Origin of the sequence: Pseudomonas sp. PDM25 (assembly GCF_019219045.1) — a bacterium.
GTDB lineage: Bacteria > Pseudomonadota > Gammaproteobacteria > Pseudomonadales > Pseudomonadaceae > Aquipseudomonas.
The window spans coordinates 120663-136345 of sequence record NZ_JAHUWL010000007.1 but is presented as its reverse complement, the minus strand read 5'-3'; the positions used below and the strand labels follow the sequence as shown (position 1 = coordinate 136345).

The 15683-nt window shown below is 57.9% G+C and carries 17 protein-coding genes and 1 tRNA gene; 5 read left to right on the top strand and 13 right to left on the bottom strand.

The features are described from left to right. The first annotated feature begins 2 nt into the window (after positions 1-2). Positions 3-395 (top strand): hypothetical protein, encoded by a 393-nt coding sequence (locus tag KW848_RS14985; RefSeq protein ID WP_149631591.1) that lies wholly within the window; start codon positions 3-5, stop codon positions 393-395. Positions 396-545: 150 nt separating this feature from the next. On the opposite strand, the gene KW848_RS14980 is transcribed toward KW848_RS14985, so the two are convergent. From KW848_RS14980 to KW848_RS14950, 7 genes are all read right to left on the bottom strand, one after another. Continuing rightward, positions 546-755: a hypothetical protein gene (locus KW848_RS14980; protein ID WP_218537322.1), complete on the bottom strand. Its 210-nt coding sequence runs from the start codon at positions 753-755 to the stop codon at positions 546-548. Positions 756-863: 108 nt separating this feature from the next. Then, positions 864-1052, bottom strand: a complete 189-nt coding sequence (locus KW848_RS14975; RefSeq protein WP_218537321.1) for a hypothetical protein — start codon at positions 1050-1052, stop codon at positions 864-866. A gap of 127 nt (positions 1053-1179) precedes the next feature. Then, positions 1180-1602, bottom strand: a complete 423-nt coding sequence (locus KW848_RS14970; protein ID WP_218537320.1) for a glycine zipper domain-containing protein — start codon at positions 1600-1602, stop codon at positions 1180-1182. A gap of 184 nt (positions 1603-1786) precedes the next feature. Continuing rightward, entirely contained in the window at positions 1787-2158 is a 372-nt protein-coding gene (locus KW848_RS14965; RefSeq protein WP_192407020.1) for a bacteriocin, read from the bottom strand. Positions 2159-2825: 667 nt separating this feature from the next. Next, the gene (locus KW848_RS14960; protein WP_095130296.1) at positions 2826-3146 is read right to left on the bottom strand and encodes a YbjQ family protein; all 321 of its coding nucleotides are present in this window, start codon (positions 3144-3146) and stop codon (positions 2826-2828) included. 269 nt (positions 3147-3415) lie between these two features. Continuing rightward, a tRNA-Ser gene (locus tag KW848_RS14955) sits at positions 3416-3505 on the bottom strand. 93 nt (positions 3506-3598) lie between these two features. Continuing rightward, positions 3599-3748, bottom strand: a complete 150-nt coding sequence (locus KW848_RS14950; RefSeq protein WP_218537319.1) for a hypothetical protein — start codon at positions 3746-3748, stop codon at positions 3599-3601. A 64-nt stretch (positions 3749-3812) separates the two neighbouring features. Between KW848_RS14950 and KW848_RS14945 the strand changes: the two genes are divergently transcribed. The 3 genes from KW848_RS14945 to KW848_RS14935 all read left to right on the top strand — a co-directional run bounded on the left by KW848_RS14945 (position 3813) and on the right by KW848_RS14935 (position 6573). Next, entirely contained in the window at positions 3813-4502 is a 690-nt protein-coding gene (locus KW848_RS14945; RefSeq protein WP_192407014.1) for a crotonase/enoyl-CoA hydratase family protein, read from the top strand. A 214-nt stretch (positions 4503-4716) separates the two neighbouring features. Continuing rightward, on the top strand, positions 4717-5439 hold the full coding sequence (locus KW848_RS14940) for a 1-acylglycerol-3-phosphate O-acyltransferase (RefSeq protein ID WP_218537318.1): 723 nt from the start codon (positions 4717-4719) through the stop codon (positions 5437-5439). A gap of 162 nt (positions 5440-5601) precedes the next feature. After that, the gene (locus KW848_RS14935; RefSeq protein ID WP_218537317.1) at positions 5602-6573 is read left to right on the top strand and encodes a magnesium and cobalt transport protein CorA; all 972 of its coding nucleotides are present in this window, start codon (positions 5602-5604) and stop codon (positions 6571-6573) included. 124 nt (positions 6574-6697) lie between these two features. On the opposite strand, the gene KW848_RS14930 is transcribed toward KW848_RS14935, so the two are convergent. From KW848_RS14930 to KW848_RS14920, 3 genes are all read right to left on the bottom strand, one after another. Next, positions 6698-7426, bottom strand: a complete 729-nt coding sequence (locus tag KW848_RS14930; RefSeq protein WP_134098161.1) for an amidotransferase — start codon at positions 7424-7426, stop codon at positions 6698-6700. A 95-nt stretch (positions 7427-7521) separates the two neighbouring features. Beyond that, on the bottom strand, positions 7522-9666 hold the full coding sequence (locus tag KW848_RS14925; protein WP_218537316.1) for a 3-hydroxyacyl-CoA dehydrogenase NAD-binding domain-containing protein: 2145 nt from the start codon (positions 9664-9666) through the stop codon (positions 7522-7524). Positions 9667-9695: 29 nt separating this feature from the next. Continuing rightward, a complete protein-coding gene (locus KW848_RS14920) occupies positions 9696-10901 on the bottom strand; it encodes an acetyl-CoA C-acetyltransferase (protein ID WP_218537315.1) in 1206 nt (401 codons plus the stop codon). Between the two features lie 597 nt (positions 10902-11498). Here KW848_RS14920 and KW848_RS14915 point away from each other — a divergent pair. Further along, positions 11499-12320 carry a cytochrome c gene (locus tag KW848_RS14915; protein ID WP_218537463.1) on the top strand — a complete coding sequence of 274 codons (822 nt, stop codon included), beginning with the start codon at positions 11499-11501 and terminating at the stop codon, positions 12318-12320. Positions 12321-12431: 111 nt separating this feature from the next. Here the strand turns inward: KW848_RS14915 and KW848_RS14910 are convergent, their stop codons facing one another. The 3 genes from KW848_RS14910 to KW848_RS14900 are packed head-to-tail and all read right to left on the bottom strand — an operon-like array spanning position 12432 to position 15610. Further along, a complete protein-coding gene (locus KW848_RS14910) occupies positions 12432-13241 on the bottom strand; it encodes a transglutaminase family protein (protein ID WP_111450674.1) in 810 nt (269 codons plus the stop codon). Further along, on the bottom strand, positions 13238-14188 hold the full coding sequence (locus KW848_RS14905) for an alpha-E domain-containing protein (RefSeq protein ID WP_111450675.1): 951 nt from the start codon (positions 14186-14188) through the stop codon (positions 13238-13240). The genes KW848_RS14910 and KW848_RS14905 overlap by 4 nt, the downstream gene beginning before the upstream one ends. A gap of 12 nt (positions 14189-14200) precedes the next feature. After that, positions 14201-15610, bottom strand: coding sequence for a circularly permuted type 2 ATP-grasp protein (locus tag KW848_RS14900; protein ID WP_008148806.1), 1410 nt, complete (start codon positions 15608-15610; stop codon positions 14201-14203). Between the last annotated feature and the right edge of the window lie 73 nt (positions 15611-15683).

Sequence of the window (15683 nt, the reverse complement as noted above, 5' to 3'; positions counted from 1 at the left end):
TCATGAAAATAATAGAAATATCTATCAACACCCACGGAGTCACTAAAAAAGCCACTATCGAATGCGACCGGCAAAAGCGAACCTTAACTTTCATAATGGAAAACGGCTTAAGAAGAACATACACAGGCCATGATCTTTATGCATGTCTTGGACTGTTGCGAGCAGATTTTCCAGAAGTAAAGTTTCTATGCAAAGGCGCCAAACTCAATGTTTATCCTTCACGTATGTCATCCCAAATGTCTGGCGGCGTAGTGGCGTATGAACTTCAGATGGGGAAACCGGCTGAAAATGAAGATGTGGTCAACATTTTTGACTTCGAAGAAAACGACATCACACATGATATTCAACAACAAAGGGATTTTTACAATCACTGGATCACCTCGTTGGCAGAATAAATTGGTTTATTCCCCGCTCCCTTAACTTGGTCGGCTAGCACACTAGCATGAGGTGCCAAGCACGTAAAAATTAACGCTCTCCATAAGCCCAGCAATTAGCTGGGCATGGGTATCGCATTAACGACTACGCATCGACTCATATACATCTACCTAAACTCGCCCACCCGAACGACCATCCCCGGCATTGTCTGGATCTTTCAGGTCTGCTTCCACATCAGAGCGCTTCACATCGTCGCTCGGCACTTGCTCCACACCAGCATCATCAGGCGGACGTTGATCACGACTCAGGGGATTGGTCGGTGAAGGCAGCGGATATTCGGGGGTATCGTCGAAGTCGGAGTCTTTCGGATCTGCGTTCATAAGGCACCTCTCGTGGGGCCTGAAAAAAAGGCCCTGAAGTTTTGAGGTTTGTGCCCTGCATTGCGTTCGATCAGAGAGACGATCGGTCAAATCCGTCGCACAGCAGGCTCAATCGTCATCTTCGTCCTCATCCTCGTCTTCGAACTCGATATTTTCGACGTCGCCCGCCTCATCGGAATCATTGAGCGGCACTGTTGCGTCATCCATCAGTGAGCCTGGATCTTCGTTTCCCGGATCGTTAATGAACGGAAGCCCGCTCGGCCCTTTTTCTTCCTTGCCTTCGGTTTCAGGAGTCATGGCATGCCTCTTAACATTCTGGGGTGTATGAAGTTCGAGGCGGCCCACGACCAAACGTTCCAGAGTCCTGCTCCAGAAATGAAAAACCCGGCGCGAGGCCGGGTTTCTGATGTAGCTCGATGTCGAATCAGTGATTCTTGTGCTTGTTTTTATGCTTATGATTGTGGCCGCTACCGGAGTGCGAACTGCCGCTATCGTTACCCAAGTTGTTGCCTACCGCACCACCCGCCGCGCCGCCCAGGCCTGCGCCAATGGTCGAACCGGTCTTGCCACCCAGGCTATTGCCGATCACCGAGCCACCGGCCGACCCCAAACCACCACCAATAGCCGCTTCTGTGCGACTGCCTTTGTTCGCGCCGACTGCGCTACCTGCCGCGCCGCCTACACCGGCGCCAATCGCTGCACCCGTGCTGCCGCCCATTTGCTGGCCAACCACGTTACCTAGCGCACCGCCAATACCACCGCCAACTGCAGCGGTGCCGTCACCGGCGGCCATTGCACCTTGAGCGACCAAAAGTCCCAGAACCAACGTGGACAATGTCAAACGCATGATATGAACCTCTAAATTCCGTATCGGGGGTAAGAGAACGCGTTACGGATGGCGTGAGTCTAGCTTTTTCATCACACCAGCGCTGATCGTTGGACAGCTATAAATTCGAAGAGCGCGAAAGAAGAAACATCCAGATACAAAAAGCCCGGCATCAAGCCGGGCTTTTTGAGCTGATCGATCAGGATCAGTGACGCTTGTGACCTTTGGCCAGGTTGCTGCCCACGCCGCCGCCCAATGCGCCGCCCAAGCCTGCGCCAATGGTGGAACCGGTCTTGCCGCCCAGGCTATTGCCGATCACCGAACCGCCGGCCGCGCCGATACCACCACCAATGGCGGCTTTAGTACGGCTGCCTTTGCGTGCTGCAACAGCACTGCCTGCCGCGCCTGCTACACCCGCACCAATCGCTGCACCGGTGCTGCCGCCCATGCTCTGGCCGACCACATTACCCAGCGCGCCACCCAAACCACCACCGATGGCGGCAGTGCCATCACTCGCAGCCATCGCACCTTGAGCAACCAAAAGCCCCAGAACCAAAGCAGGCAGTGTTAAACGCATGACAAGAACCTCAAAAAAAGGGGTAACCGAAAGGGGCGAGATTGAATGCTTTTGAGGAGACAAAGTCCAGACACGCACGGGTACAACCTCGCAATAGGCGACGGTTGGACAGCGTTTTTAGAAAAGGTTTTATGACAGGCAAAAAAAAGCCCGCTGGGGAACGGGCCAGGTACTGCTTTCTAACGGATGAGTTGAGCCTACGTAGGCAGGCGTGAAAAGTTTGTGAAAAAAAATTACCCACGGTGGGTTTTATATCTGTAGTCAAAATCCCAACTACCTTGTGGAAATAAAAACCCCGCTCAATGGCGGGGGGGACTGTCCGGTTAACGGTTACTTCCTGGAAGGCGCCGTCACCCTCCTCGGCAAGAAATTCGCCTTTTCGGTCCGGGGCACCTTGGATTTCACTTTGGCGACTTGAGCCCGGTCTTCACCAAAGCCCGACACATACTCCGCTTGACCACACTGCACGCAATTGTTGATCGGAAACTCAGACCCGTCGTCTTCGATATACGAATCAGCCATACCTCTCCCCTCTCAAAAATGGGTCGATACCGGCAAGCCGTATGCCTGGAAAAATATCGACCTTCAACGCTTTTGAGACTAGTCAGTCAGTACTGGACTTGTAGTTCAGATTATTGCATCCCCGACGAACGGCTTCGTAACCCACTCACCTCAATTTGACCGCCGTCCCGGTCACAAACACCACCACCATCCCGCCCTTCCCGGCCGGCATGCTGATCTCATAATCAAGCCCCACCACCGCATCAGCCTGAAGTGCCCGCGCCCGTTCCTTCAACTCGTCGGTTGCCTGAATACGCGCCTCCTTCAACGCCCGTTCCAATGTCTGAGAGCGCCCACCGAAAAAATCCCGCATCCCGGCGAACATATCGCGGATAACGTTGACCCCCTGCACCGACTCAGCACTGACGATGTCCAGATAGGCGGTGATTTGTCGGCCTTCGATGGTGTGGGTTGTGGTGGTGATCATAAAATTACCTTCTTCAAAGTCCGGGGATAATTACTCAAGGCAACCTGGACAGATGTTGAGCCAACGCATCAAACGCCGGCAAGGTGACCGGATCGTTATCCGAGTTACTGGCGACCGGATGGGAGGCGTAGCGAACAATCACGATCTCGGCGTTCGGGTCAGCGTAGTCCTCGCTGTACTTGAAACATTGCCTTCCACAAAATTCAGACGCCAGAAACCACAAAACCCCTGACTTCTTTCGAAATCAGGGGTTTTGGTTACATCGAATTTGGCGGTGAAGGAGAGATTCGAACTCTCGATACAATTTCTTGTATACACACTTTCCAGGCGTGCTCCTTAAGCCACTCGGACACTTCACCGTATCTCGTCAAACAAGTTCTGTCTGTCGAGGCGCGCTAATGTAGTCGAAAGCTTTTCCGATGGCAAACTTTTTTTGCAGAATTTTCATGCGCTTAGCGTTTTAGTCGTTCGAGCAGGTTCCAGTCCATGGCAAACCCGCCAATCTCCGGCTTCGCGCCCTCCTCTATATAGAGGGGAATGCGCGGCTGACGTGGCGGGCGACGCTTGCCGGGCGGGAAAAGGGTGACTGGGCGGTCAGTCACGGCGCTTTACCTGGCCTGCGGCGGTGAGTAACGTCTGCGCTACTTTATTGAAAGGAATAGCGTCATGAGTGAGTTGATTTCCTACCATCTCGAAGACGGTATCGCGACCCTGACCTTGAGCAATGGCAAGGTCAATGCCATCTCTCCGGACGTGATTGCTGCGTTTAACGCCGCGCTGGATCAGGCAGTGACTGATCGTGCGGTGGTGATCATTACCGGTACGCCCGGGATGCTGTCGGGCGGTTATGACTTGAAGGTGATGACCTCCGGCCCTAAAGAAGCCGTGGCGCTGGTGACTGCCGGTTCGACGCTGGCCCGCCGCCTGTTGTCTCACCCGTTCCCGGTGATCGTCGCGTGCCCTGGGCATGCGGTGGCCAAGGGTGCGTTCCTGTTGTTGTCGGTGGATTACCGCATTGGTGTCGACGGCCCGTTCACCATTGGTTTGAACGAAGTGCAGATCGGCATGACCATGCACCACGCCGGTATCGAGCTGGCCCGTGACCGTCTGCGCAAGTCGGCGTTCCACCGCGCGGTGATCAACGCTGAGATGTTTAATCCGCAAAGTGCCGTGGATGCAGGGTTCTTCGACCTGGTGGTGTCGGCCGAAGAGTTGCAAGGCGCGGCGCTGGCGGCGGCTCGTCAGTTGAAGAAGATCAACATGACTGCGCACAAGAACACCAAGCTCAAAGTGCGCAAGGCGCTGCTGGAGAGGCTGGACAACGCGATCATCGAGGATCAGGATTTTTTGGTTTAAACCCAAACGTGCCACACCGAAAAGCCCGACCGTCGTGTCGGGCTTTTTCTTATGCGCTCCGTTAAATAGCCTACAACCGCTCTAGATCGCATCTGACCCATAAGTCGGAAACATGCGCTCAAACATCGTCTATCTCCCACCTCTATAGCGGCAATTGCCGAAAACAGTGCACATCCGTACACTGCGCCACCTTTTGTCCCGGTGGGGCCTGTAAATGCTGTTTGTGTTTCGTATGTTATTGATGGGCCTGCACTTTATTCTGGCCGGTGTGCTTGGGGTGATTCTTGGCCTGTGCCGACCGTTCAACCCGGATAACAGCCGTTTGTGTGCGCGTCTTTATGCATGGCCGGCAATGTGCATTTTGCGTCTGCGGGTGAAGTCTGACGTCGGACCGCTGATGGATAAACCCGACAGCTGCGTGATCATCGCCAATCACCAGTCCAACTACGATCTGTTTGTATTCGGCAACGTGGTGCCCCGCCGCACCGTGTGTATCGGCAAGAAGAGTCTGAAGTGGGTACCGCTGTTTGGTCAGTTGTTCTGGTTGGCGGGCAATGTGCTGATCGATCGCGGCAATGCGCAGAAAGCGCGCCAGTCGATGCTGACCACTACCCACACGTTACAGAATGAAGACACTTCGATTTGGGTCTTCCCGGAAGGCACGCGCAACCTGGGCGAAGAGTTGCTGCCGTTCAAGAAAGGCGCCTTTCAAATGGCCATTGCCGCCGGGGTACCGATTGTTCCGGTGTGTGTCAGCAGTTACGTTAAACACATGCGATTGAACCGTTGGCGCAGTGGGAAGATTCTGATCCGCTCGTTACCGGCGATTCCTACGGCTGGATTGAGCCTGGATGACATGCCGCTGCTGATTGCCCAGTGCCGCGAGCAGATGCGCGAGTGCATCGCTTCGATGGATCGGCAACTGCAAGCCGCGTAAAAGGAACCCGCCTTGTGCGGGTTTTCTTTTGCCTGCGAGCTTTTGCCTACGAACTCCGCAGATTTCACTGACTCTCAAGCAGTAGACAGGGCTAAGCTGGAGACTGCCTGCCACTGCCATCTTTGCTAATAGAAAGCTGCCAATAAGAAGTGAATCACTATCATGGGTAGAGTTGTTGCTGCTGCGGTTTATAGCGCTGGTAAGAAAGTCACCAATATCACCCTCGACGAAGGCGCTGCCTGGGCTGCGAAGCCTGGCCACTTTGTCTGGATCGGCCTTGAAGAGCCGAACGCCCAGGAGCTGTTCAATCTGCAACGCCAGTTCAACCTGCACGAACTGGCCATTGAAGACGCCCTGGAAAAACACAGTCGGCCGAAACTGGAAACCTTCGGCGATGCACTGTTCATCGTCACGTATTCGCCGATCCGGAATGAAGGAAAACTGGAGTTCATCGAGACTCATATCTTTGCCGGCAAGGGCTACATCATTACCGCACGCAACGGTCACTCGGCGTCCTACGCCCATGTCCGACAGCGCTGTGAGGCGCGTCCGCTGTTGCTGGAACATGGGGAAGATTTCGTACTCTATGCCATCCTCGACTTCGTGATCGAAAACTACCAGCCCATGGGTGAAGCGATCCATGCAGAGATCGATGAGCTGGAACGCAACGTCATGTGCAGTTCTCTGAACGAACGCGACATTCAAAAACTCCATAGTCTGCGCCGGGATGTCTTGCGTTTGCGTCGTTATGCGGCGCCGATGGTAGAGATTGGTGAGGAACTGCAAAAGCTCAACTTTCCGTTCATCGACAAGAACATGCGCCCGTACTTTCGCGATGTGCAAATCCACGTGACGCGGCAGATGGAAGACCTGACGACCCTGGCGGACATTGCCAGCCAGACTATTGAAGTTGGGGTGTTGCTGGAAGCCTCACGCCAAAGCGTGGTGCAGCGCAAGTTTGCGGCGTGGGCGGCGATTCTCGCCTTCCCGACGGCAGTGGCCGGGATATACGGGATGAACTTTCAGGACATGCCGGAGTTGAGTTGGCATTACGGTTATTTCGGGGTGCTGGGGGTCATTGCGGTGGGGTGCATAAGTTTGTGGGCGAGTTTCAAGAAATCGGGGTGGTTGTAGCCATTACCGAGGTGCCTGTGACATTCGCGAGCAAGCCCGCTCCCACAGTGGATCTCCAGTGTTGTAGAGATCATTGTGGGAGCGGCGGTGCGACGATTCGACTTGCTCGCGAAGCTTTTATCTTTTAAACCGACTCGGATGCAGGCTTGTGCGCCACAAACCGCATCATCCACTCCGCAACGGTAGTGCCGTGATGCTCGTGCTCAAGGCTCGCCATACCTTTCGAATAAATCTGCTCGCCCAGCGCTTCCTGACGAATATCCAACAGCGCGCGCGAGTAATCGTGAATGAACTCCGGATGCCCCTGGAAGCACAGCACCTGATCGTTGATGTGGTACGCGGCGAACGGGCAGAAATCGCTGGAAGCGATGACCGTGGCGTTTTCCGGGAGCGCGGTGACCTGGTCCTGATGGCTGATCAACAAGGTCAGTTCTTCTCTCACCGGGCTCATCCACGGCGCCTTGGCGGCGAGTTTGTACTTGTGGGTGCCGACGCCCCAGCCTTGGGTCGCACGTTCGCTCTTGCCGCCCAGCAGCAGCGCCAGCAGTTGATGGCCGAAGCACACGCCCAGCAGTTTGTCGCCGCGCTCGTAGCGGGTCAGCAGGTAAGCCTTGAGGGTTTCAATCCACGGGTCAGTGCCGAAGGAATCGGCCTTGCTGCCGGTGACCAGGTAGGCATCGAACGTCAGCTCATCGCCGGGATACTCGCCCTGCATCACGTTGTACACCGTGAACTCGGCAGCGATGGGTTGCTGCGAAAACAGACGCTGGAACATCTGCCCATAACCCTGATATTCATCGACCAGTTCCGGACGCAGGATGTCGGTTTCCAGAATGCAGATGCGTAACGACATAAAAAATACCTGACACATGATGGGAATAATGCACACCCCAGAGCCTGCCTTGAAACACAGTGGCAAGGCAAGCCCCGGAATGCGTCACCCGTCCCCTAGAACGCCTCCCCTTTAGCCGCTTTCTCCAGCAATAGCGCAGGGGGGGCGAATCGCTCGCCATACTGCTCCGCGAGGTACTGGGCGCGGGCGACGAAATCTTTCACGCCATACTGGTTGATGAACTGCAGCGCGCCGCCGGTCCAGGCGGCGAAGCCGATGCCGAAGATCGAGCCGACGTTGGCGTCCGCCGTCGAGGTCAACACCCCCTCCTCCATACAGCGCACGGTTTCGATGGCTTGCACGAACAGCAGCCGATCGCGCACGTCCTTCGGCGAAATCTGCCCGTCAGCCTTCTCGAAAAGACTTTTCAGCTCTGGCCACAGATGCTTCTGCCCACGGGCCGGATAATCGTAGAAACCACCACCAGCAGCCTTGCCCGGACGCTTGTATTCCTGGAGCAGCAAGTCAATCACGGCGAATGCCGGGTGCTCAATCAGTGGTTTCCCTTCTGCTCGCAGGTCTTTGGCAGTTTGCTGGCGGATATGGCTCATCAAGCTGAGGGAAACTTCGTCGGAGATCGCCAGAGGTCCGATTGGCATGCCGGCCTTGCGCGCTTCGGTCTCGATCATCGGCGCGCTCACGCCTTCGCCCAGCATGGCGATGCCTTCGTTGGTGAATGTGCCGAACACCCGCGAGGTGAAGAAACCGCGACTGTCGTTGACCACAATCGGCGTTTTCTTGATTTGCAGGACGAAATCGAACCCGCGAGCCAGGGTTTCGTCGCTGGTGTGGGCGCCTTTGATGATTTCCACCAAGGGCATTTTCTCCACGGGGCTGAAGAAATGCAGGCCAATGAACTTGCTCTGATCCGGCACGGCGGCAGCGAGGCCGCTGATGGGCAAGGTCGACGTGTTGGAAGCAATCACCGCATCCGGGCCAACGACTTTTTGCGCCGCCGAAGAGACGTTGGCTTTCAAATCGCGATCTTCAAACACCGCTTCAATGATCAGATCACAACCGGCCAGGTCGGCGTCGCTTTCAGTGGGATGAATTCGCGCCAGCGTTGCATCGCGCTGATCGGCACTCAATTGGCCACGCGCAACCTTCTTGTCCAGCAGCGCCGCCGAATGAGCCTTGCCCTTCTGTGCCGCCGCAAGATTGATGTCCTTGAGCACCACGTCGATGCCGGCGGACGCGCTGACAAAGGCGATTCCGGCGCCCATCATGCCTGCGCCCAGCACGCCCACGCGACGCGTCACGTAAGGTGCAAAGCCCTGGGGCCGCGAGCTGCCGGCATTGATTTCGTTGAGCTGGAACCAGAACGTGCCGATCAGGTTTTTCGACACCTGGCCGGTGGTCAATTCGGTGAAGTAACGGGTTTCGATCAAGTGCGCGGTGTCGAAATCCACCTGAGCACCTTCCACCGCGGCGCAGAGGATTTTTTCTGGCGCGGGCAGACAGCCCTGGGTTTTGCTGCGCAGGATCGACGGCGCGATGGCCAGCATTTGCGCGACTTTCGGGTTCGACGGCGTACCACCGGGAATCTGATAACCCTTCACGTCCCAGCGCTGCACAACCGAAGGATGGGCGATAATCCAGGCGCGCGCCTTGGCCAGCAATTCATCACGATCCGCCGCCAACTCATCAATCAAACCTGCCCGCAACGCCTGCTGCGGCCGGACTTTCTTGCCCTCTAGCAGGTACGGCAAGGCTTTTTCAATACCGAGCATCCGCACCATGCGCACCACCCCGCCACCGCCCGGCAGCAGGCCGAGGGTCACTTCCGGCAGGCCGAGTTGCACCGAAGAATCGTCCAGCGCAACCCGGTGATGGCACGCCAGGCAGATTTCCCAACCGCCGCCCAACGCCGCGCCGTTGATCGCGGCGACCACCGGTTTACCGAGGGTTTCGAGGGTGCGCAGCTGCCCTTTGAGTGTCAGCACCCTGTCGTAAAAGGCTTTGGCTTCAGGCTTGCCGACCTTGATCAGTTCATTGAGGTCGCCGCCGGCGAAAAAGGTTTTCTTGGCCGAGGTGATGATCACGCCGGCGAGGGTGTCTTTGTCGGCAACCAGTCTGGCAACACACGCGGCCATGGCTTCGCGGTAGACCGCGTTCATGGTGTTGGCGCTCTGGCCCGGCATGTCGATGGTCAGGACGACGATCTGGTCCTGGCCTTTTTCGTAACGGATGGCTTCGGTCATGAAAGGGTTTCCTTGAAGTCGGTCGGGGCTCAGAGGCGTTCGATGATGGTGGCGATGCCCATGCCGCCGCCGACACACAGCGTCGCGAGGCCATAGCGCAGGCGCCGGGTTTCCAGTTCATCGAGCAACGTGCCGAGGATCGCGCAGCCAGTGGCGCCCAGCGGGTGACCCAAGGCAATGGAGCCGCCGTTGACGTTGACCTTGTCCGGGTCGATCGCCATGTCCCTGATGAATTTCAGCACCACCGAGGCAAACGCTTCGTTGACCTCGAACAGGTCGATGTCTTCAACCCGTAGCCCGGCCTTGGCCAGTGCCTTGCGGGTGGCCGGCGCGGGACCGGTGAGCATGATGGTTGGGTCGGTACTGGTGACGGCGGTGGCGACGATCCGCGCCCGCGGTTGCAAACCCAGCGCCCGGCCCTTGGCTTCGGAACCAATCAGCATCAGCGCCGCACCATCGACGATCCCGGAACTGTTACCCGCCGTGTGCACGTGGTTGATCCGCTCGACATGGCTGTAGACCCGAAGCGCCGTGGCATCGAAGCCCATTTGCCCGATCATCTCGAAGCTCGGTTTGAGCTGGCCCAAGCCTTCCATGGTCGATCCGGCGCGGATGAATTCATCGTGATCGAGCAGGATGATGCCGTTCTGGTCCTGCACTGGCACCAGCGATTTGTTGAACGAACCGTCGGCCCTTGCCCGCGCAGCTTTTTGCTGGGAGTGCAGCGCATAGGCATCGACGTCTTGACGGCTGAAGCCTTCCAGTGTGGCGATCAGGTCAGCGCCCACGCCTTGAGGGGCGAAATGGCTATGAAAACTGGTTTCCGGGTCGTGTGCCCAGGCGCCGCCATCGCTGCCCATCGGCACGCGGGACATGGATTCAACGCCGCCAACCACCACCAGGTCTTCGAAGCCGGAACGCACCTTCATCGCGCCGAGGTTCACCGCCTCCAGCCCCGAGGCGCAGAAGCGGTTGATCTGCAAACCCGCCACGCTGACGTCCCAATCCGCCACCTGGGTCGCGGCTTTGGCGATGTCGGAACCCTGGTCGCCGACAGGCGTCACGCAGCCAAGTACCACATCGTCGACCTGACTGGTATCGAGAGACGTGCGCTGTTGCAGCGCCGTGAGCAGCCCGGCCACCAGGTTCACCGGTTTGACGCTGTGCAAGGCACCATTGGCCTTGCCTTTGCCGCGGGGCGTGCGTAACGCGTCGAAAATCAAAGCTTGGGTCATGACGTTCTCGAACCTGGGCAGGGAGTAAATTCAGAGTCTCCACCTTAGGCCGAGCAGCCCCGGATTCAATGACCGCAGTGCTCACAGACGTTGACGGTCACGCTCAGACGGACGGTAGGCAACCACCGGATTAACCGATTCAGGACCCCAAGCTGTCTAGCAAACGGGCGCCCAAGAAGCTGGCAATAGGCCTCATGCCTTTTTAAGAGCAATTTATGTGAAGTCCATACGAAATGGATCTAAACCAAGCGTGACGCGGGCTCTAAGGTGAACTTGTACGAAGTTGTCGTCGGGTTTTGCCGAGGCGCTCGTCAAACAGGAAGTGCAACGCTCTGCCGTCATGGAGAAATGTAGGCAGGCATCAGGAAATAACAATAAAGGCGGTCAAGCCATGTTCAAACAATCGAAAGTACGTCAAGCCGGGCTCATTCTTTTCGCCACTACGCTGTTGTTGATTTTGCCGAACCTGACCAAGGTGATCGGCTAGTCGGTCAATAAAAAATACGGCGCCAGGTTTTGGTATCGCCCTCTAAAAATGTGTCTGGCTCGCTACCCGGGTCAGCGTGAGTGTGCCAACCTTTACGGCACTTCCACGACATGGACGGCGATCATTTGAAAACGCTCATTTTGTTCGGGGCCTTGCTGCTCAGCATGCCTCTGTCTGCCGCACAGCTGAACCTTGAGCTGGGCGCGAGCAATCGCACCTGGCAAACCGAGGAGTTGCTCAAGCATCCTCAGGTGCAGACCCTCACTGTCAGCAATGACGTTTCCTACAAACGGGACATGAGCTATCGCGCTGTTCCGTTGGCTGCGTTGTTGACGGGCATCAAACCTGAAGACCACTTACAAGCGGTAGCCCTGGATGGTTTTGCCGCAGAACTGTCAGCCGCGCCGTTGCTCAACACCCAGGGCGCGCGCGCATGGCTGGCGATTGAAGAACCCGCCAAGCCGTGGCCACCGCTGTCGGAAGGCAAACCCGGCGCCGGGCCGTTCTATCTGGTCTGGACCGATCCGCAGGCGGGCGATATCAGCCCCGAACAATGGCCCTTTCAAGTCGCGAGCATCAAGCGCATGGCACCGGTGGCCGAGCGCTTCCCTGCCCTGCGGCCCGATCCGGCGTTGAAGGCTGACGACCCGGTGAACAAGGGCTTTGCGCTGTTTCAGAAGAATTGCCTGGCGTGTCACCGATTGAACGGCGCCGGGGATGCGCAGTTTGGGCCTGACCTGAACATTCCGTTTAACCCGACCGAGTACTTCGGCGCGGATTTCCTCAAGCGCTACATTCGTGATCCGCAGAGCTTGCGCCAGTGGCCACAGGCGAAGATGCCCGGGTTCTCGGCGACGGTGTTGCCGGACGGGGATCTGGAGAGGCTGGTGGGGTATTTGAAGCACATGGCTGGGCGAAAAGCTCAACCCTAGCCTTGTGCTGTCTGGGCAGGCCTCTTCGCGAGCAAGCCCGCTCCCACATTTGACTGTGAGCGACACAGATCCAGTGTGGGAGCGGGCTTGCTCGCGAAGCGGTATCCCCGATTACTGCTGTTGGACGGAGATAACCGGCATCGGTGTCGGTGACACAAACACTTTCGCATGCATCTGCTCGCAACCACCGCCACGCCGCATGCCACGCACCGGGCAGGCATCCAGGTAATCCAGGCCCACCGCCAGTTTCAGATGACGCTCGGGCCGCGCCAATTCATTGGTCACGTCGAAGCTGTACCAGGCGTCATCGAGCCAGGCTTCCGCCCAGGCGTGACTGGCCAGGTGTTCGCTGTTCTCGCTGTACAAATAGCCCGACACATAACGCGACGGAATGCCCAGGCTGCGAGCACAGGCGAGAAAAGCGTGGGTGTGGTCCTGACAGACGCCCGAACGCCCGGCGAAGGCCTGGGCGGCGCTGGTGTCCACTTCGGTGGAACCCGGCGTGTAGGTCATGTGCTGGTTCAGGCCATGCATCAAGTCGATCAGCGCCGTGCGATCCCGGCGTTGCTTGCACTCCTTCTCGGCGAACGCACGCAGGGCTTCGTCGGCTTCGGTCAGGCGCGTGAAGCGCAGAAACGGCAGCGCCGACTGGCTTTCATGCTCCGCCTCGCGCAATTCGTCGATGTCCACCTGACCCCGGGCGCCGATGATGATCGCCTCGTGGGGCTCGTCCAGGGTCAGCACGTGCAGGATGTTGCCGAACGGATCGAGTTGCGCGCGCACCGGACGCGGCAAGTCGAGCTGCCAACTGAGCACGTGCTGGCGCTCGCTGTCGTGGGGGGTCAGTCGCAGGTACTGGATGCTCGCCCGCACCTGATCTTCATAGTGATAGGTGGTCTCGTGGCTAATGGAAAGTCTCATGCAGCCTCCAGGTAGGAACTGTGTATGGCGTTACCCAACTGGCGCACCAGCGGGATGAACTCGGTCAGCCAGGCGTGCAGGCCTTCGTCGAGAATTTCGGTGATGCCGGTGTAGCGCAGGCGTGCGTCGATTTCCGCTGCCAGGCGTTGCGCGGGACGGCCGTTGGCCCCCGGCAATTGGGCTAGGATCTGGTCGATTTCTTCGGTGCAGGCGCGCAATGAACGCGGCACGTCAGCACGCAGCAACAGCAACTCGGCCACATGCCGGGCGCCGGGTGCGTCGCGGTAGATCTCGGTGTAGGCCTCGAACGAGGACAACGCCCGCAGCAAAGCACTCCACTGGTAATACGCGTGAGCGGTGCCATCGCTGACCGCCTCTGCCTGATCGCCAGCCATTTCGTAGCGGGCGTCGAGCAGGCGCAGCGTGTTGTCGGCCCTTTCGATAAACGTCCCCAGACGAATAAAGCGGAACGCATCGTTACGCATGATCGTGCCGTAGGACGCGCCGCGGAACAGGTGGGAACGTTCCTTGATCCACTCGCAGAAACGGCTCATGCCGTAGCGACTCAGGCCCTGATCGGCAATCCCGCGGATTTCCAGCCAGGTGGCATTGATGTTTTCCCACATATCGGCGGTGATTCGCCCACGTACCGCATGGGCGCTGGCCCGCGCGGCGCCGAGGCAGCTGTAAATGCTCGCCGGGTTGGCCGCGTCCAGGGCGAAGAAATGCAGCAGCCGTTCAGCGTGCAATTCGCCGTGGCGCTCCAGGTAATCGTCCAGGGTGCCGGTGATCAGCAACGGCATGGCGAGTTCATGCAGGCCGTCACCACGGCCATCCTGTGGCATCAGCGACAGCGAATAACTGATGTCGAGCATCCGTGCGAGGTTTTCCGCCCGCTCCAGGTAACGCGACATCCAATACAAATCCGAGGCAGTTCTACTTAACATGGCAGGCTTCCTTCAATCCTCGACCACCCAGGTGTCCTTGGTTCCACCGCCCTGGGATGAATTCACCACCAGGGAGCCTTCGCGCAGGGCAACACGGGTCAAACCGCCGGGCACAACCCGGGTTTCGCGGCCAGACAATACAAACGGACGCAGGTCGATGTGGCGTGGAGCAATGCCGTTTTCGACAAAGGTCGGACAGGTCGACAGGGACAACGTCGGTTGCGCGATGTACGCATGGGGCTTGGCTTTGATCCGCGCGCGGAAAGACTCGATTTCCGCCGCCGTCGCCGCCGGCCCGACCAGCATTCCGTAACCGCCGGAGCCCTGGGTTTCCTTGACCACCAGTTCCGGAAGATTGGCCAGTACGTGGGACAATTCGGAGGGATTACGACACTGCCACGTCGGCACATTCTTCAGAATCGGCTCTTCATCCAGGTAGAAACGGATCATGTCCGTCACGAATGGATACACCGACTTGTCGTCCGCGACCCCGGTGCCGATGGCATTGGCCAGCACCACGTTGCCGGAGCGATACGACGACAGCAGCCCTGGAACGCCGAGCATCGAGTCCGGGTTAAACGCCAGCGGATCGAGGAACGCATCGTCGAGGCGACGGTAGATCACGTCGACGGCTTTCGGCCCGTCCGTGGTGCGCATGAACACCTTGTCATCCCGCACGAACAGGTCCGCGCCTTCCACCAGTTCGACGCCCATTTCCCGCGCCAGAAACGCATGTTCAAAGAACGCGCTGTTGAAACGACCCGGCGTCAGTACCACCACGCTCGGGTTATCAATCGGGCTGGAGCTTTTCAGGGTGTCGAGCAACAGGTTCGGATAGTGGTCGATGGGGGCAATGCGCTGGGCCGCGAACAACTCGGGGAACAACCGCATCATCATCTTGCGGTCTTCGAGCATGTAGCTCACGCCGCTCGGTGTACGAAGATTGTCTTCGAGCACGTAGTACGTGCCGTCGCCATCGCGCACCAGATCGACACCGGAGATGTGGGAATAGATATCGCGGTGCAGATTCAGCCCCTGCATCGCCAACTGGTATTGCTCGTTGGCCAGCACTTGCTCGGCCGGGATGATGCCGGCCTTGATGATGCGCTGCTCGTGATAGAGGTCGGCGAGGAACATGTTCAACGCCTTGACCCGCTGAATGCAGCCGCGCTCGACGACTCGCCATTCACTGGCGGGGATGCTGCGGGGGATGGTGTCGAAGGGAATCAGGCGCTCTGTCCCTTGCTCATCACCATAGAGCGTGAATGTAATCCCGGCGCGATGAAATAACAGATCGGCCTCGCGTCGCCGTTGTGCCAAAAGCTCGTCAGGCGTTTCGGCCAGCCAACGGGCAAACTCCCGATAATGCGGGCGGACCTGGCCGCCGGCATCGTACATCTCATCAAAATAGGTGCGGATCATGCCGTACTCCTTGTCACCCGGACATCTGGGCTTCGCAAAGCCCGTGCCATCGGCATAAACGCTTTGATATCAA